This window comes from Salinivibrio sp. YCSC6 (assembly GCF_004916735.1).
Taxonomy (GTDB): domain Bacteria; phylum Pseudomonadota; class Gammaproteobacteria; order Enterobacterales; family Vibrionaceae; genus Salinivibrio; species Salinivibrio proteolyticus.
The window spans coordinates 235,094-252,371 of sequence record NZ_CP039517.1 but is presented as its reverse complement, the minus strand read 5'-3'; the positions used below and the strand labels follow the sequence as shown (position 1 = coordinate 252,371).

Here is a 17,278-nt window from a genome sequence, read left to right as displayed (position 1 = left end):
CTGCGACAACACACTGTTGGGGCGGTGCGCAGCGGAGCGTCACTAGCCTTGGCGAGCGGCAAGGCTATCTGCGATGTCGATTAAGCGATCCAAAATACGTTCACCATCGACGCCAATGCCATTGTGCTCGTATTCGTTCGTCATCCACGCTTGACTGTTGGCAATCTGCGCCAAGGTTTGACGGGAATAATCGAACTCAACAAACATGTCATCCACATAGGTGGCGCAGGCGAGCGGCACCGTATTGCGTTTGAGTACGTCGAGATCATAAAGCGCCGGCCAATCGCTCTTTTCTGCCAGTAACATGGCCGCGTCTTTGAGTGGTTTAAGGGTAGCCAGTTGATCAAACATCCACGGATAAACCATTTCGCCGGTAAACCGGAACGGCTGATCGGGCTGATAGTGGAACTGCGGGAATTGATCGCGCACCCGGTGGGCTGACCACTGCGACGCCTGCTGCTGGCAGTAAATCGATTCATGCAAAATAGCGTAAAACGGGTTGGTTAAATACCCTTGGTCAGCCTGCATCGCATTTAAGAACGGGTAGCTTAAAGTACGCTCACCATTCACCTCTATAAAGGCTCGCTCTAGTAGGTAATACAGCGGCAGCCCGGCATGGCCGCGACCGAGATTCAGCCCCAGCGTTTGAAATTGCTCAACAGTAAATGGCTGACCGTTTGGCAGCGTCACCGCATTGTTTTGCAAATACTGGGCAATCTCGTGACAGCGGGCTTGTGCGTCGGGGAATTGGGCGAAAAACTGCTGGTTCTTGTCTTCCACACGCTGATAGGTTTTTTGATACACCGCATCGGCGTGTCCCTCGAGCGGCGGGATACCGCCGGTGACAAAGGCGCGTGATAGCGATTGTGGAAAGAACGACAAATAGGTGAGAGCACAGAACCCACCAAAGCTTTGTCCGAGGATCGCCCATTGCTTAATGCCTAACGCCTCGCGCAAACACTCGGCGTCTTTCACGATGCTGTCGGCTCGAAAATGGCTCAGATACGCTGCTTGCTCGGCAGGCGTGAGGTGGGCGAGAGTTTGGTGATTGACCGGCGAGCTCAAGCCCGTGCCGCGTTGGTCGAGCAACAACACGCGGTAATCGTCTAAGGCACGTTTTAGCCAGCCGCTTGCCCCATTCGGACGAGGAGACTCAAACCCAGGCCCGCCTTGAAAATAGACTAACCAAGGTAAATCTTGTTCATTTTTGCGCGTATCCACCACTTCACGGGCGAAAACCGAAATCGATGGGCTGGTGGCGTCATGGTGATCCAGCGGTACATCAATGCGATGGCTGCGATAACAAATATGGCGATCCCAGAGTTCTTGCATGGTAATTCCTTTACAAACAAAACGATGACGCGCGCTAGATTATCAGAGTTAACCAACGGCGGCGAGCGGCTATCGCGCCAGTAACCCGCCATTGTTATGTGACACAAATCACTTTTATATTTACTTAGCCTGCTAACTATTTTATAGTGATTGCCACTTATTACTTAGCAGGCTAAGTAATTTCGATTGAGGGAGAAAGCGCATGACATCGTCACATCCTGAACACATGTCGATTGCTGAACATTTAGGACGCACGGCGCGATTATGGCGTCGTGTCGCCGATTCTGAGCTGGCGCCATTAGGGCTGAGCTATCCACGCTGGAGTGCGCTGTGGATGCTACGTCGGTTAGGCGATGGCATCAGCCAAAGTGAATTGGCGCAGGCGCTCGAAATTGAGCTGGGCTCATTAATGCGGACCTTAAAACACCTTGAAACGCAGGGCCTGATCACGCGGCGCTGTTTGCCAGAAGATAAGCGCACCCGAACCGTGCATGTCACCGAAAGCGGGTGTGAATTAATGAGCCGCATTGAAGCGCGGGTGTTGCGGGTGCGTAAACATCTGCTGGCGGGCATTGCCGCCGAAGATTTTGACGCTTTGGAGCGGGTGCTGGTCACCATCAATCAAAATGCGATGGAATATACCGCCATCGCAAAAGATGACCAGAGCACAGAACAATAACAGAGGTAAGAAGTACGAATGACACCGGATGAAAAATTTGCGCGTTGGGTAAAAGTAGCCGCTCTCAGTTTTGTGTTGCTCTTTGGCTATTTTTTGCTGGCGGATAACGTGATGCCATTAACGCCTCATGCCATGGTGACACGCACCGTGACCAAAGTAGCACCACAGGTGAGCGGGCCGGTCAGTGCCTTGGCGGTGGAAAACAACCAAGGCGTGCATCAAGGGGATGTGTTGTTCCAAATTGATGATACCCCATATCGGATTGCGGTCGACCAAGCCAAACTCGCTTTAGCTCAAGCCAGACAAACCAATGCCCAATTAGATGCGTCATTGATGGCGGCACGGCAAGATGTTTCGGCCTTGGCGTCGGTGATGGCGCAAAAAGTGCGTGAAGCGAAACGCTTAAAAGCCTTATTCGCTAAAAATGGTGTTTCTCAGCAGCAGCGTGATGATGCAATCAGTGCGGCTAATACTGCTCGAGCCAATTGGGAAGCGGCCAAAGCGCGTGTCAGTGCGCTGCAAATTCAACGGGGCGGTGACGGTGCCAGCAATATTGCTGAACAAGTGGCATTGAGCAAACTAAAGAAAGCACAATTAAATCAATCCTACACCACAGTAAAAGCCAGCCATGACGGCGTGGTGACTAATCTGCAATTGGACGTGGGAGCCTATGCCAGCGCTGGACAGCCATTGATGGCGTTGGTGTCTGACCGCACCGATGTGATTGCCGATTTTCGTGAAAAAAGTGTCCGCGATGTGCACACCGGCACGCCGGTGAAGGTCGCGTTTGATAGTGAACCGGGCAAGCTTTACGCGGGACACGTGAGTAGCGTGGATGCGGGCGTCAGTGCTGGACAGATCGATGCCAACGGACAACTGGCATCGCCTTCCAACTCGAACCGTTGGGTGCGTGATGCGCAGCGGATGCGTCTGCACATTCAACTCGATGAATGGCCCCCTCATGCGCTGCCAACCGGCGCCCGTGCCACGGTGCAACTTATGCCAGACAGCGGGATTGGAGCCGTATTCGCTCGCGCCCAAGTCGGCTTTTTAAGCCTGCTGCACTACATCTACTAAGGAGGTGAGCGATGGCTTTATGGCATCACCCCTTAAGTGATAACGATGTGCGCCAGTGTTTGCGGATTGCTACCGGTGCCACATTAGGCTTTACGGTATGCAAGTTTTTTGATTGTAACTTTGGGGTATTTTTTACCGTTACCCCCATGCTACTGCTGGGCTTAGTCCCAGTGATGAACGGTCGCGCGGCGCGCCAATTGCTTGCTTCCGCGGTGATCAGTGGCTTAGAAGTAGGTGTGCTCGGGGGCTTATTGGGAGCACACCCGGGGCTGATGACGCCGCTCGTCTTTGTGCTGTTCACCTACAAATTTGCGTGCATGTCTAAAGGGCGCTTTTTTCTGTTTGGTGCCAACAGTGTGTTGAGCCTGAGCATTATGCTGCATTTTGCCAGCTATCCAGATTTGCCACTTAACACGCTGGTTTTTGGTAACTTAGGGGCCAATATCCTTTCGGTATTGATTGCCTACTTGGTGACGTGGCTGATTCCGGATGTGACTGAGCGTCAGCCGCCTGCCATGCCCGCGGGAGGAAAACAGACTCACCGTATGCGCCACGAGGCATTAATGGGAGCCTCGTTAGCGACTATTTCCTTTGTGGTCTTTCAGCTGTTTGATTTGCGCGACTCCATTTCAGCACAAGCCACCACCGTGTTATTGCTGTTTCCCATGCACTGGAACGGCACGTTAAGTTATGCGCGAAAACGCGCGGTGGGCACGGTACTTGGCGTCGCGTACGGGGTAGCATGCCAAGCAATACTGTATGACTGGTTTGGGGTGTTGATCTTGGTCGCGCCGCTTTTGTGGATAGGGACGCTTTTATTCGCCAAAGCCCATGTGAAGGAAGCCAGTGGTTCAGGGGTCGGATTTGGCGCGATGGCCACCTTGGGGATCCTGTTTGGGCAATACTTAAGTCCCAGCCAAGATTTTATGTATGATGCGCTTTACCGCGTCAGCAGCAATATTGTGGCGATAGTAATCACCTTAATGCTGTGTTTTGCGCTCCACAAACTGCTTAATTACTTTCCTGCCACGCGATTTGGGACCGCCTAAAATGTCAGAAAAATTGGTGAACGGTATGGCTTTTCATCGTCAATGCAAGCGATACAATCTTGTGCGTAACCGAGCATGATTATTTGAGTTTTGCGAGGCGTAACTTGTTTATCAGTTACGCTGTCGCTATTATTTGCGCTGACATCCATGTACAGAGAGGAAGTCAGCCGTCTCTCGCCCCTTTTGGCCGAATTAGGCTACCGGCTTATAGCACGCCGACGTTGACGGTTTCCGCCCCTCCCATTGCCAGTAAGGTAGCGTAGTGAAAAAACTCATCTTAATTGTGGTGTGTGCCATGTTTGCGGTGGCGGCAATTGCCAGCATCACCGCCACAACTTTTATCTCACACGATGAAATCGACCACATCATTCTCAAGCGTTCGAAAGCGCAGGCAGAGCTGCTTGCGGATCGCGCCGAATACATTCTGTCGAACTCGTCAACGCCAACCGACGATTTGCAGGAGATGGTCAGCGGTCTCAAAGTACGCAGTGACATCAGCTATGCCGTCGTCATTGATAAAAACGTCAAAGCTATTGCCCACAGTGATATGCAGAAACTGGGCAAAGTCTACACCGACAGCTACACAGTGGCGGGGGCTGGCCAAGGTCAACCACAGCATTCACGCTGGTACGCTGATGTGCAAGATGTGTGGGTGTACGACATCATGATGCCAATCTATGTCGATGGCCGCCTATGGGGCGCGTTTGATGTTGGGATCCCAATTACAGAAGTGGATAGCGCGGCCAACGGCATTGCAATTGCGCAGCTGACCGCGATTAGCTTGATTTTTATTGCCTGTACCCTCGTGCTGGTATGGCTATTGGGCCGACTGTTCGCGCCGCTGAAAGGCCTTGAGCACGCGCTGGCGGATATCTCGAAAGGGGACGGTGACCTGACTGTGCGTTTGCCTGTTACTGGCAACAACGAGATCACCCGTATTTCGTTGGCCTTTAACACCTTCGTTGAAAAAATCGACCAAATCATCGCACATGTAGTGGAAACCGGTGAAGAGCTTGGCCGTTCAGCCGAGTCGCTGCGCGACAAAGCCGCGCAATCGCTAAAACGCGGTGAATCGCAAAGCGAGCAAGCGCTGCTGGTCGTGACCTCGATGAATGAGATGATCGCCACCATCAACGAAATTTCGCAAAGTGCGTCAAACGCTGCAGATTCAGCCTCGTCAGCTAACAGCGAAACCGAAGCCGGTAAGCAAACCTTGACCGAAGCGACCCAGACCATCAACCAACTCGACACCGAGATGGACAACATGTCGACCGTGATCACCTCGCTGGCTGATCGCACTCAGTCGATTGTCTCCATTTTGGACGTGATCCGTGGCATCTCAGAGCAAACGAACTTGCTTGCCTTGAACGCAGCCATTGAAGCAGCGCGCGCTGGCGAAGCGGGACGTGGCTTTGCGGTAGTGGCGGATGAAGTACGCAGTCTAGCGACCAAAACGTCGCAATCAACCGAAGAGATTCAATCGACCATTGATCAGCTTCAGCAAGAGGCGAAAAACGCGGTTGAGGCAATGGACACCAGCAAAGCCCTGACCAGCGAAGGGAACCGCGCGACCGAGCAAGCTCTGACGGCGCTAGAAAGCATCGCGATGCAAGTGAGCACCATCTTGGATATGAACACCCATGTGGCAACGGCGACCGAAGAGCAATCAAGCGTAGCCAATGAAATTAACGTCAACATGGATACGGTTAACCAAGCGGCGCAAGCCGGGCTGGACGATAGCCATAGCCTAGAAGCGAGTAGCCAAGACTTAGCAGGGCTTGCACGCACTCTCGATCACTATGTGGGCGCGTTTAAAGTCTCAGCGATTAACAAAGCGGACACGTCACTGCGCGCGTCGCGTGACTAATCGACCGTTTTTGAACACTTCGACCCGATCGCCAGCCTTGTGCTGGCGATTTTTTAGCGGGTTCCAGAGTGGCGGTTAAAAATCGGGGGCGGGTTGAGTAGGCAAGTGTTGGGCTAAATACGCCAATAATGCCGCCACTTTGGGCTGAAGCTGACGTCCGCGTGGATAAAGCGCCCAAATGCCTTCTTCTTCTATCCGATAATCCACCAATACTTCTTCTAATGTTCCCTCGGCTAAGGCCTCTTGCACGTAATAATGCGGCAACTGCGCGACACCTATACCTTGCTTGGCCGCCTCGAGTAACGCCACGCCAGAATTACAGCGCAGCCGCCCCGAAACCGTGAGGGTGCGGACTTTATTGCTCGCTTGATAATGCCAATGTTCATTGGAGCCAACCAAACAAACATGGCGATTGAGATCGCTTGGCGTCTGCGGCCGGCCGTGTGCTGCCAAATACGCTGGGCTGGCACAAATGGAGAGCCGTCGAGAACCCAAGCGCTTCGCTTTCAGGCTGGAGTCAGCGAGATGACCAATACGGATCGCCACATCGGTGCCAGTTTCAATTAAATCAATTCGACGATTGGTCAGGTGCAAGTCCACCGACACATGAGGAAATTGCCGCAAGAAGGGGGCCAGTAAGGGCGCGATATATTGTTCGCCAAAATTCACCGGCGCCGTCACCCGCACTAATCCGGTGGGAAGCGCTTGTGATTGGGTAATGGTTTGCTCGGCCTCTTGCAAGGCGGCCATCAGCGGACGGCAACGTTGATAATAGTGCTCGCCTTCATCCGTTAGCGTGACTTTACGGGTGGTGCGATGAAAAAGCTTCACCCCCAAATGGGCCTCTAGCGCCGCAACTCGCCGACTTACCGCCACCACATTGGTGTCGAGCTTATAAGCGGCCTGAGTAAAACTGCCGTGCTCAGCCACCGCTAAAAATTCGTTTAATCCTTCCCAATGGGGCGCCATGACTGTCTATCCTGTCTATATTATCGGACAATGCATTATTACGTGAGTGAAATAATAATTTTCAATTTTGCTGGATTATAACGAAAAGCAACTTAGCTAGTATAGCGTGACACGAATTACTCCCTTGAACTCAAAAGGATTCTGCAATGGCACTAACCATCAAGCCGGGACAAACCCACATTAAATCCAAAGCCGCCGTCGCATGGGGGCCAGGCCAACCACTGAAAATGGAAGAGGTTGACGTTGAACTGCCCAAGCCGGGCGAGGTGTTGGTCAGAATCGTCGCAACTGGTGTGTGCCATACCGATGCGTTCACCTTATCGGGCGACGATCCTGAAGGCGTCTTCCCCTCGATTCTTGGCCACGAAGGCGGCGGGATTGTTGAAATGGTCGGCGAGGGTGTCACCAGCGTGGAAGTGGGCGACCATGTGATCCCGCTTTACACCGCCGAATGTGGCGAGTGTAAATTCTGCCGCTCAGGCAAAACCAACCTATGCGGTGCGGTGCGTGAAACTCAAGGCAAAGGCTTGATGCCAGACGGTACCTCACGCTTTTCGATTAACGGCGAGACCATTTTCCACTACATGGGCTGCTCGACCTTCTCGGAATACACGGTATTGCCCGAGATCTCTTTGGCGAAAGTAAGCAAAGCCGCACCGCTCGAAGAAGTCTGCCTGCTTGGCTGTGGCGTGACCACTGGCATGGGCGCGGTGATGAACACTGCCAAAGTAGAAAAAGGCGACACGGTGGCGATTTTCGGCCTTGGCGGTATTGGCTTATCTGCAGTGATTGGTGCGCGTATGGCCGGCGCGAGTCGCATCATCGGCATTGATATCAATGAGAGCAAATTCACCCTTGCCAAGCAGCTGGGCGCCACTGATGTGATTAACCCAAAAGACTACGATCAGCCAATCCAACAGGTGATTGTGGAGATGACCGACGGCGGGGTTGATTACTCGTTTGAATGTATCGGCAATGTGGATGTGATGCGCCAAGCACTGGAATGCTGCCACAAAGGCTGGGGCGAGTCAGTGATCATTGGGGTTGCCGGTGCAGGCCAAGAGATTTCAACCCGTCCGTTTCAGCTGGTGACAGGGCGCGTCTGGAAAGGCTCGGCGTTTGGTGGCGTAAAAGGCCGCTCAGAGCTGCCCGGCATTGTCGAGCGTTACCTCGATGGTGAATTTGGCCTACAAGAATTTATTAGCTACACCATGGGCCTTGATGAAGTGAACCGTGCCTTTGACCTGATGCACGAAGGCAAAAGCATTCGCAGCGTGATCCACATGGATAAATAACAGGACGGCCGCCGTGGCAACGCGGTGGTAAAATAACCATGCAACTAGAAAAAATAAGCGAAAACAAAGTCGCAGGCGGTTGGCACCAACGTTGGCAGCATGACTCGAGCGCCATCAACGGGAAAATGACGTTTGCGATCTTTCTGCCCGAAAAAGCGAAAAAACAACCCGTGCCGGTGCTCTATTGGCTCTCGGGCCTGACCTGCACCGACGAAAACTTTATGCAAAAGGCCGGCGCGTTTAAACAAGCCGCCACCTTGGGCATGGCGATTGTGGCACCGGACACCAGCCCGCGCGGCGATGACGTGGCGGATGCTAATCAGTACGATCTCGGCCAAGGGGCGGGGTTTTATGTTAATGCCACCCAAGCGCCATGGCAGTCGCACTACCAGATGTACGACTACGTTGCTCACGAACTGCCGGAGCTGATTGAATCGCACTTTGCGGTCAACAACCAGCGCGCAATTGCCGGACACAGCATGGGCGGCCACGGCGCGCTAGTGATTGGTTTACGTAACCCCTCACGCTACAGCAGCATTTCCGCGTTCAGCCCGATTTGTCACCCCACCGAGTGCCCGTGGGGCAAACAGGCCTTTAGCGCCTATTTAGGCGATGACGAACAAACGTGGCAGGCTTATGATGCCACCGTGTTGCTCGCCCAAGGCCCCACCGCCATGCCGATGCTGGTGGACCAAGGCGACAAAGACGGCTTTTTGGCCGAGCAGCTTAACCCGCAAGCCCTAAAACAAGCGGCAGAGAAACACAATTCCCCGCTCACCTTGCGCATGCAACCCGGCTACGACCACAGCTACTTTTTCATCAATACCTTTATTGATGAACACCTCGCCTTCCACGCCACCCGCTTTGCGCGGTAGGGCACAAACCACGTCGAGACCCCAAGCGGCCACCCAGGCCGCTTTTTTTGTACCCATTTCACAAAACAAGGCTTGGCTAACACTTTGGACAATAGCGCACGAAAAGCAACACAGTGCTTGATACACTAGTGCGAAAAGTAGCCAATAAATGGCGTGTTAGGTGCCGACAACTGATCGGCGGTAGCGTGGTGAATGGATGGTTAACCAGCTTATTGGCTAGATACAGGCAAAAGCGTGCACGTTTATCCGTGACAGAGTCACACTATCCCAGAATGGATGATTAAAAGAGTCTATAAGTCATGAGGTTACAGCTTGATACTTGGGGATAGTGTGAATGCCTGAGTTGAGATAGGCGGCATGCACACTTTCGCGGAAGAGCAGTATCCACTAAAGGTGAGAAATTCTTATAATAACAGTCTATTAGGTAGAAAAGAGTGTGTATAACGGTTTTGGAGAATCGAGCGTGCATACTAATACAATGTTATGTGCTTAGGAGAAGTATTGAAAGTGAAAGCACCAAAAAGTGAATTGGTCAGTAGGGCTGGAGTCCACTATGCAGGATATGTATTTTCGACAGACGGAGTCATATTCAGAGAAACGTCATCAACTGATGTAGGTGTTGATGGGCAATTAGAGTTAGTTTCTGATGATGGCACAGCTACAGGTATGCTACTAGGTGTTCAAGTTAAAAGTGGAGATTCTTTTGTAGACAATCATTCAGAGATTTTCTCATTTAAATCCAGTAAGGCTCATTTTGAATATTGGCAACAATTACGTATTCCTGCTATTGGTGTAGTTTACTCTCCAACCCTTAAAAAAGCGTCTTGGTTTGATCTTACGAAACACGCTAGTGTGATACTTGAAAACGACAAGCCACCTATAATCAAGCAAAAAATCAATAAAAGTAATGTGCTTGAAATAGGGCAAGGGCTAAACGAGTTAATAAAGTTAGCGCATCAATACTATGAACTTCCGGTGACGAAAGAGGACGTGGAGAAACTGGTCGTTATTCAAGATCAAGTCGTTGACTCCACTCAATCATCGAAAGAAGATTCATGGAAAAGGCTTATATCTATATTCTTTTCATCCGATAGTGATAGCGACATTATAGGTGAAGTTGGTTATCGCTTGTCATGGTATTTCCCAACAGTTTCCGATTTGCAAAAAGAACAATTCAAAAATCGATTAAAGCTGTTAACACTTTCAGAATTAAACCGGATTTTTTGTGCTATCAAGCTTGCTTTTGATCGGAATCGAGATGACGTTGTATCACTTATTTTGGACTTAATTAGCTATCATCCTCAGATAACTGAATTTCTCGATAAACTTGATGAAAATGGTTTTATTGCTTCTGAAGATAAGTGGATACTTGAGCAGCTTAAAGAATACTTAGAACAACTTTAAGACGCACATAACACATATGAGCCCTTCTCCGGTCAATAGGCAATAGCATTTTTTTGGCTGCGCAGCAGCCAATGCTCTCGAACAGCAAAGTCGTCTACTTCGTTCTGTCATTTCCGCCATTAAGTCATTGCTTACGGCAAACACATATAGAAGGTCTCTTACTGCGGTCTCACCGCTGCCTGCCAATCCTGTGACAGGGCCATTAGACATTATTCGGTTAACCCAAGCAGGCGCTATTCAAAAAAAGGCTAAACGTTTGTTTTCCAGTTATCTTCAGGCTCGGTTTGAGTGTAAGCAACTTTGTTGTTCGCTTGGGTGCGCAACAATGGGATGGCTAATCAAAGCAAAGGGGCTTGGACAACCATTGGCATAGCAGACCATTGGGGCTTAATGCCCAATGAACTCAGTCAGCGGCGTGCTCCTTCTCAGCACCAGTTAGACGTTCAGCTCACCCCATTGTGCGACTTACTCGGGTAAGAACTTGTGTTCGTCAAACACGGTTTTGTTCCTCAACATGAAGTAAACGCAGCGTCTCAGCTTGTGGGCGAGTGCAGAGAGTGCTTTGGCTTTACTCATTCGCTTTTGTAATCTGTTTAGGTATTTCCTGGCTTTTTCATTGCCGCGAAGATAAAGCACCGCCGCTTCAGAGAACGCCTATTTAAGGTGTGCGTTACCGATTTTGTTGCCATTGGTCCCGTATTGTTTTCCCGCAGATTCGGCTTTGCATTTAATCAGTCGAGAATAAGACGCGAATTGTTGGACAGTTGGAAAACGTTGGATGTTGCCAATTTCATACAAGATACTCAGTGCCAGAATGCGGCCAAAGCCAGGGATGGTTTGTAGCAGTTGGTAATCTTACGGGTTATGTTGTTTGGCATTTTGCTCGATGAAGTGTTCAACGCTTGCCAGCTCTTTGGTGTAGAAGGCAATCACGTTCAAATCGATATCGAGATTGCGGTTTATTGCTGGTTCGTTGAAGCGGTTGCGAATCTCCTCTCTGGCATAGGGATAGCGCAGTTGGAGGTTAGGTGCAGGATGATTGTACTGACTAAAGGTGTTGGAGACATGGGCTTTCAAATCAGCGCCGTGACGCATGATTTTGGTTCGGCGGCGAAGCAAATCGCGAGTGGCCCTCATCGCTTTTGGATAGACATAAGCCAGCGGAAAGTTACCACCCCTGAGAAGAGAAGCAATCTTATAGGAATCAATGCGGTCGTTTTTGGTTTTGCCGCCGTGAATGGCTTTCATGTACAAGGCATGGCCGAGCACAAAGTCAAAGGCGTAATCGAGACAAAGGTCACTCACCCAATACCAGCAATGCATACACTCGACGCCGACAACAATATGGTCTTGAAAGGGCGCAAGAATGTCTAAGAGTGCGTCAGGGTTGGCGTCAACTTTCTTATGAACCACGGTGTTACCCGCAGAATCAATGATACAGACATAAAGAATGCGCGCATGCAGATCGATGCCGCAGTAATAATCGTGCTGTTGGTTATAAAATCTCATGAGTCTTCTCCTTTTTGGATTTGTCGCCTTCCAGCTTAGCCTGCTGGTTAAGCTGGAGGAGAAGGCTCAATGAGTATCAAACCAATTCAAGGCGACCCAAGTCGTCGCACGGCTTTGGGTGATTGCCGCTTCGCGTCAGTGTATCACCAAAAAGCACCCAACAATTTGGGCGCGTGATTGGGGCGTTAAGCGCTTTAATGATAATGAATAATAAGGTGGAAAATTGAAGTTAAAACTAACAAAACAGTGGCACCAAAAACAAGAACTGGCTAACTTGTTTTTCTTCGCTCAAAGATTAGACGAACTATTTTTTGATTATACGCTCGATACATATAAGCCACCTGCATTAAATTCCATCTTTTTATGTAGAGAAGCCATCAAGTTGATAAGTGACATCGAAGATGATCTCATCGATGCAACAAATCTAGCTTACGTCCTTGATGAACTATCCTGGTCTTTGGTGCAAGACCCAGTAGTGAAGATAATGCTAACCGCTCCTGCCGAGAGTTTTATACTTCGTGGAGATAATGTGAAATTGTCAGATACTAAAGTAAGACTTGAGGTTTTGGAGCGTACATTAAATCCCGTTTATTACTTAGATATTTGTGAAATTTTGCTCAAGGAGTCGATCGAGAATGGCTCTAAGAAAAAAATTGATTGTCTAGCAAGATGCTATGCATCTACGCTCATTAATATGGGCGTATCAAAACAACATTTATATGAACAAACGCAGAAATTCTTCTTTTTTGGTGATGAAATAGAAGAACTAATAGATATAGATGATTTTTTCTATTCGGTTTCTGTAACTTCTCATCATTACGAAATTTACTTCATTGTCTCTGATCTTATTAAACAAGTCGAAGAGTCTATTCCTGTTTTTGGTCTTCAGGTTTTAGATGAGCTCCCTGATGATGTTGAAGAGGTTGCCAAAAATAATGGTTTGTATCCAAATGATAATGAAGTCTGGGTTGAAATAAAGGGAATAGAAACTTATGACAGGCATGCTGCCAGAATAAAAGCTGAAAAGAACCTAGATATGGTTCGGGATTTGTTTTTACTTTTCTCCCATAAAAATAGAATTGTATGGAGAGACGAAAGTATCATAACTCAATGCTGTGATGAAACTCCCGTGCTGATCCGAAAACCTAAAAACTCAATGGAAAAGTGTTTTGATCTACGTGCTAAAGATGCTTCAGCCAGAATGAATGCAATGATTAAAAGCATGGGGTTGGAAGGAAATGCGTTTACTAAGTTTCATAGAGTTGTTGATCTACATGCAATTGGCACAACCAATGACTTACCGGAAAACCAGCTATTAAATGTGTGGATAGCTCTTGAGACTCTAGTGCCTTCTCAAGTCCACGGTGGCGGCAAAATTGTCAAGGTAACTAATGGCATTATGCCAATCTTATTGAGGAATTATATTCCTAGGCTAGTTGAAAGACTAGCGGCGGACTTGGTTCGTTGGGATAGAAAGAAAACGAGTAAAATACTCAGAAACATTAATAGTCCTGAAGATAAGGGGCTCTATCAGAAAGTACTTGAACTCATAGCATTTCCTGAAAATAGTAGTGTACTAAAATCATTATATGCCGAGTTGGGTGATTTTCACTTGCTACGCAACCGAACGTTCGAGCTAGCCGATATGTTTAAAAAACCAGATAATTTGGTAAAAAGAATTTCATTACATGAAAAGAAAGTGGCTTGGCAATTAAGGAGAATCTATCGAACAAGAAACTTAATTGTTCATTCTGGTAGTTCAATATCATACATTGAAACACTAATTGAAAATGCTCACGATTACTTAGACCAAACAATGAGTTCAATACTTGATTATACGTGTGGGATGCTAGATGCGAGTACATTGGAGCAAGCATTCGACATGGCAAAAATTGACTACGAAGTTTATCTCAAAGAACTAAAATCTTCGGACAAATTTAGCGAGGATAATATATGGTTAGGCTTGTCTTAAATCGCGCTTAACACATATGAGCCCTTCTCTGGTCAATAGGCAATAGCATTTTTTTGGCTGCGCAGCAGCCAATGCTCTCGAACAGCAAAGTCGTCTACTCGTTCTGTCATTTCCGCCATTAAGTCATTGCTTACGGCAAACACATATAGAAGGTCTCTTACTGCGGCCTCACCGCTGCCTGCCAATCATGTGACAGGGCCATTAGACATTATTCGGTTAACCCAAGCAGGCGCTATTCAAAAAGAAGGCTAAACGTTTGTTTTCCAGTTATCTTGTCTCGTTCCCACGCAGGAGCCCTTCCACTGAACCAAACAGAACCCCATTCGTACTAGGTATCGTTATGTTTAAGTGATGTAGTATCTAACGGGGTGAGCGTGAACCAAATCAATCCAGCCAAGTTACGCAATAGCAAGTGGACGGCGGTCAAACCTATTAATCGCGAGAAGCACTTTTTGGTCTCCGACGTTGAGTATGATGAAGACGGTGTGGTGGTGTTATGCGTGCTCGAGTCGGTGATGTCGAAAAAAGAGTATCCGATTGACTGGCGTGAGCTCAAAAGTGACGAGAAGTGGCGTCAAGGATGGAAATGATACTAAAGGGAGGAGGCTATCCTCCCTTTTTTGATCTGTTTTTAAACGTCGTGCGTGGCGCTTGTTATTTCAAATGGAAGATTTGCTCTGTTTCTAGCGCTGTCATCGCGCGTATCTGACGCCAGATGTAGTAAAAAATACCGAACATCATCAACATGCTAGGGATAGCAATCATCGGGTAGCTGTAAAGTGTCATCTTGCCTAGCTCTTCATTAAACGCGGGCGTGCCGGCAGGGCTGGTCACAATCCACGTGGCAAGGAAGTAGTTCATCGCCGATGAGAACACAAAGGTGCTTGCGAACAGATAGTTTGACCACATCAAACAACGCTCAAAGGCGGCGGATTGCCCGCTCTCTTTTAAACGCTGATTGATCAACGAGAGGTTGAGCACGGTGTCATTCAGTATTAACTTCTGCATCAGTGGATAGCGGGTAAAGGTTGACCCTAACACCGCCAAGCCAATAATGCCGGGGATAAGTGCCTCTTTTAAGGCTAACCAACGGGTATCGAGCTCGAGTAGGCCAATCCCACCTGTTAGTAATACGCTGATAAAGCCCAGTGCTGCGATAAAATTGAATTTCTGGTTACGAACCAGATCCATCCCGCCGTAAGCGAGAGGGAAGGCCAAAGCGACGACCAGTGCCATGGCTGTACCTAGGTATTCATCGCCGCTCAACTTCATCAGGATGATCGAGGGGATGAAAACGTTGAACAGGATTTCAAACAGGGGACTCGGCTTTTTCGCGGTGGTATTGCTCATAATGTGTGACTAACTCTACGTGATATCGGTGTCATTATACTCTGCCCAGCAGTGTTCATCGACCCGCAATCGATGTAAAGCGCAAACGTGCACCGTTGTGTAACTATGTGTGAAATCAATAGGTGAGGAAGAAGACAGCGATGAGGCCGCGTTGTGCATTACGCCTGGCGCTGCCGCGTTAGGCATCTTATCAGACAAAGTGTCGTGCCCTTTTCTAGCAAAAATAATATATTCATCTGAACTATGATCGAGTTCAGCCAAGAGGGGACAAATGTCCTCTTTTTATCTGCTGTTCGCCCCTAATATAAGCACAATCTCAACAAAATAATAAAGGCCTCACCATGAGTCTATTTGCTTTGCTCGACATTAATAACACCCTCGTCAATATTCCACTCGGAGACGGTTATGCGATGAGTTGGATTGAGGCGTTCGGAACCGTTTTTGGATTACTGTGTATTTGGTTTGCTAGCCAAGAGAAAACGATTAACTACCTGTTTGGTTTGCTCAATGTCACTCTGTTTGCGGTGATATTCTTTCAAATTCAGTTATATGGGTTACTGTTGCTTCAACTGTTTTTCTTTTGTGCCAACATTTATGGTTGGTACGCATGGACCCGTCCTAATGCGCAAGGCGAAACCCTAGAGGTGCGTTGGTTAAGTAAGCAGAAGCTCATTGCGACTGCGGCAGTCAGTGTGATTTCGATAACCTGGCTAACCATCTATATTGATGCATTTTTCTTTTCGCTCGCAAGCTTCACTGTTGATGGTTTAAACCTTTTAGGCGCAAGCTTGGCCTCTCCCGTGCTTGAGCCGGATGCGTTCCCATTCTGGGATGCCACGATGACGGTGCTGTCCGTTGTTGCTCAAGTGCTGATGACACGTAAATATGTGGAAAATTGGATTCTGTGGGTTGTGATTAACGTCATTAGTGTGGGCATTTACGCGACACAAGGTGTTTATGCAATGTCTGCGCAGTATGCGATTTTAATGTTCATTGCTGCTAATGGCACACGGGAATGGGCGCGTAGCGCTAAACGTAACGACGATAAAACATTAACCCAAACTGCGGCAGCGTGAGGATCGTCTTTATGGTCAAACAACCTCATATTGGTGTTGATGAAACACAAGTTGCGCCTCGCGTGATTGTGTGTGGCGAGCCCGATCGTGCCAATCGTATTGCCGCATTATTGGATAATGCAGAAATGATGTCTGAAAATCGTGAATATCGCGTTTTTACAGGCAGATACAAGGGGCAATCGGTTTCTATATGTAGTACGGGGATCGGTGCGCCATCCATGCTCATTGCGGTTGAAGAGTTAAAGCAATGCGGTGCTAGCCATGTAATACGCGTTGGCTCTGCAGGCTCGATGCAAGCCGGAATTCAGCTTGGAGAGCTGATCGTCGCCGAGGGGGCAGTAAGGGATGAGGGCGGTTCTAAGGCCTATGTGGATGCGGCTTATCCAGCCTATGCGAGCCTTCAATTATTAAAGGAAATGGAACGCTATTTATCTACGCAAACAACCCGATATCATTTCGGTGTCGTTCGCTCTCATGACAGTTTTTATACTGATAATGAAGAAGCGATATGCCAATACTGGAACCAAAAAGGCGTGTTAGGTGCGGATATGGAAACCTCTGCCCTGTTGGCGGTGGGTCGGTTACGAGGCCTCCATGTCGCGTCTATCTTAAATAATGTCGTTCTCTATCAACAAGATGTGAAAGAAGGCATTGGGCAGTATGTAGATGAGACTAAGGTGATGATGGAAGGTGAAAGGCTTGCGGCAATCACGGCGTTAGAAGCGCTCATTGCTCAGGGTTAGTTGTGCTCTAGCCTCAGCTATTTTCTCGTAGCCAATCAATGCATAGCAAAGCGGCAGGTCCATGTCGCTTTTTTATTGGTT

General features: G+C 48.7%; 14 protein-coding genes and 1 pseudogene. 11 read left to right on the top strand and 4 right to left on the bottom strand.

Annotated elements, in window-relative coordinates:
• Positions 1-42: 42 nt before the first annotated feature.
• Positions 43-1,332 (bottom strand): alpha/beta fold hydrolase, encoded by a 1,290-nt coding sequence (locus tag E8E00_RS15000; protein ID WP_096632250.1) that lies wholly within the window; start codon positions 1,330-1,332, stop codon positions 43-45.
• 202 nt (positions 1,333-1,534) lie between these two features.
• On the opposite strand from E8E00_RS15000, the gene E8E00_RS14995 reads away from it, so the two are divergent.
• The 4 genes from E8E00_RS14995 to E8E00_RS14980 all read left to right on the top strand — a co-directional run bounded on the left by E8E00_RS14995 (position 1,535) and on the right by E8E00_RS14980 (position 6,004).
• Positions 1,535-2,011 carry a MarR family winged helix-turn-helix transcriptional regulator gene (locus E8E00_RS14995; protein WP_096632253.1) on the top strand — a complete coding sequence of 159 codons (477 nt, stop codon included), beginning with the start codon at positions 1,535-1,537 and terminating at the stop codon, positions 2,009-2,011.
• An 18-nt stretch (positions 2,012-2,029) separates the two neighbouring features.
• Positions 2,030-3,088: an HlyD family secretion protein gene (locus tag E8E00_RS14990; RefSeq protein WP_077457822.1), complete on the top strand. Its 1,059-nt coding sequence runs from the start codon at positions 2,030-2,032 to the stop codon at positions 3,086-3,088.
• An 11-nt stretch (positions 3,089-3,099) separates the two neighbouring features.
• Positions 3,100-4,137: a DUF2955 domain-containing protein gene (locus E8E00_RS14985; protein WP_096632256.1), complete on the top strand. Its 1,038-nt coding sequence runs from the start codon at positions 3,100-3,102 to the stop codon at positions 4,135-4,137.
• 262 nt (positions 4,138-4,399) lie between these two features.
• On the top strand, positions 4,400-6,004 hold the full coding sequence (locus tag E8E00_RS14980; RefSeq protein ID WP_096632259.1) for a methyl-accepting chemotaxis protein: 1,605 nt from the start codon (positions 4,400-4,402) through the stop codon (positions 6,002-6,004).
• Positions 6,005-6,079: 75 nt separating this feature from the next.
• Here the strand turns inward: E8E00_RS14980 and E8E00_RS14975 are convergent, their stop codons facing one another.
• Positions 6,080-6,973: a LysR family transcriptional regulator gene (locus E8E00_RS14975; RefSeq protein ID WP_096632262.1), complete on the bottom strand. Its 894-nt coding sequence runs from the start codon at positions 6,971-6,973 to the stop codon at positions 6,080-6,082.
• Positions 6,974-7,119: 146 nt separating this feature from the next.
• On the opposite strand from E8E00_RS14975, the gene E8E00_RS14970 reads away from it, so the two are divergent.
• The 3 genes from E8E00_RS14970 to E8E00_RS14960 all read left to right on the top strand — a co-directional run bounded on the left by E8E00_RS14970 (position 7,120) and on the right by E8E00_RS14960 (position 10,547).
• Positions 7,120-8,268: an S-(hydroxymethyl)glutathione dehydrogenase/class III alcohol dehydrogenase gene (locus tag E8E00_RS14970; RefSeq protein ID WP_069587906.1), complete on the top strand. Its 1,149-nt coding sequence runs from the start codon at positions 7,120-7,122 to the stop codon at positions 8,266-8,268.
• A 38-nt stretch (positions 8,269-8,306) separates the two neighbouring features.
• A complete protein-coding gene (gene fghA / locus E8E00_RS14965) occupies positions 8,307-9,143 on the top strand; it encodes an S-formylglutathione hydrolase (protein ID WP_096632264.1) in 837 nt (278 codons plus the stop codon).
• Positions 9,144-9,650: 507 nt separating this feature from the next.
• Positions 9,651-10,547: a DUF4365 domain-containing protein gene (locus E8E00_RS14960; protein WP_240531989.1), complete on the top strand. Its 897-nt coding sequence runs from the start codon at positions 9,651-9,653 to the stop codon at positions 10,545-10,547.
• A 465-nt stretch (positions 10,548-11,012) separates the two neighbouring features.
• On the opposite strand, the pseudogene E8E00_RS14955 reads toward E8E00_RS14960, so the two are convergent.
• Positions 11,013-12,056: pseudogene (locus tag E8E00_RS14955) on the bottom strand (IS110 family transposase).
• 223 nt (positions 12,057-12,279) lie between these two features.
• Here E8E00_RS14955 and E8E00_RS14950 point away from each other — a divergent pair.
• Positions 12,280-14,028 (top strand): hypothetical protein, encoded by a 1,749-nt coding sequence (locus tag E8E00_RS14950; protein WP_096632270.1) that lies wholly within the window; start codon positions 12,280-12,282, stop codon positions 14,026-14,028.
• Between the two features lie 374 nt (positions 14,029-14,402).
• Positions 14,403-14,618, top strand: a complete 216-nt coding sequence (locus E8E00_RS14945; protein ID WP_096632783.1) for a TIGR02450 family Trp-rich protein — start codon at positions 14,403-14,405, stop codon at positions 14,616-14,618.
• Between the two features lie 64 nt (positions 14,619-14,682).
• On the opposite strand, the gene E8E00_RS14940 is transcribed toward E8E00_RS14945, so the two are convergent.
• Complete coding sequence (locus E8E00_RS14940) at positions 14,683-15,378, bottom strand: VC0807 family protein (RefSeq protein ID WP_096632273.1); 696 nt, start codon at positions 15,376-15,378, stop codon at positions 14,683-14,685.
• A 341-nt stretch (positions 15,379-15,719) separates the two neighbouring features.
• On the opposite strand from E8E00_RS14940, the gene pnuC reads away from it, so the two are divergent.
• Positions 15,720-16,454: a nicotinamide riboside transporter PnuC gene (pnuC, locus tag E8E00_RS14935; RefSeq protein ID WP_077639686.1), complete on the top strand. Its 735-nt coding sequence runs from the start codon at positions 15,720-15,722 to the stop codon at positions 16,452-16,454.
• 11 nt (positions 16,455-16,465) lie between these two features.
• On the top strand, positions 16,466-17,197 hold the full coding sequence (locus E8E00_RS14930) for a nucleoside phosphorylase (protein WP_069587890.1): 732 nt from the start codon (positions 16,466-16,468) through the stop codon (positions 17,195-17,197).
• Positions 17,198-17,278: the final 81 nt, after the last annotated feature.

Excerpts from the sequence above, each read along its gene's own strand:
- fghA (WP_096632264.1), top strand. The coding sequence starts at position 8,307 with ATGCAACTAGAAAAAATAAGCGAAAACAAAGTCGCAGGCGGTTGGCAC.
- E8E00_RS14990 (WP_077457822.1), top strand. The coding sequence starts at position 2,030 with ATGACACCGGATGAAAAATTTGCGCGTTGGGTAAAAGTAGCCGCTCTC.
- E8E00_RS14940 (WP_096632273.1), bottom strand. The coding sequence starts at position 15,378 with ATGAGCAATACCACCGCGAAAAAGCCGAGTCCCCTGTTTGAAATCCTG.
- E8E00_RS14985 (WP_096632256.1), top strand. The coding sequence starts at position 3,100 with ATGGCTTTATGGCATCACCCCTTAAGTGATAACGATGTGCGCCAGTGT.
- E8E00_RS14970 (WP_069587906.1), top strand. The coding sequence starts at position 7,120 with ATGGCACTAACCATCAAGCCGGGACAAACCCACATTAAATCCAAAGCC.
- E8E00_RS14930 (WP_069587890.1), top strand. The coding sequence starts at position 16,466 with ATGGTCAAACAACCTCATATTGGTGTTGATGAAACACAAGTTGCGCCT.
- E8E00_RS14995 (WP_096632253.1), top strand. The coding sequence starts at position 1,535 with ATGACATCGTCACATCCTGAACACATGTCGATTGCTGAACATTTAGGA.
- pnuC (WP_077639686.1), top strand. The coding sequence starts at position 15,720 with ATGAGTCTATTTGCTTTGCTCGACATTAATAACACCCTCGTCAATATT.
- E8E00_RS15000 (WP_096632250.1), bottom strand. The coding sequence starts at position 1,332 with ATGCAAGAACTCTGGGATCGCCATATTTGTTATCGCAGCCATCGCATT.
- E8E00_RS14975 (WP_096632262.1), bottom strand. The coding sequence starts at position 6,973 with ATGGCGCCCCATTGGGAAGGATTAAACGAATTTTTAGCGGTGGCTGAG.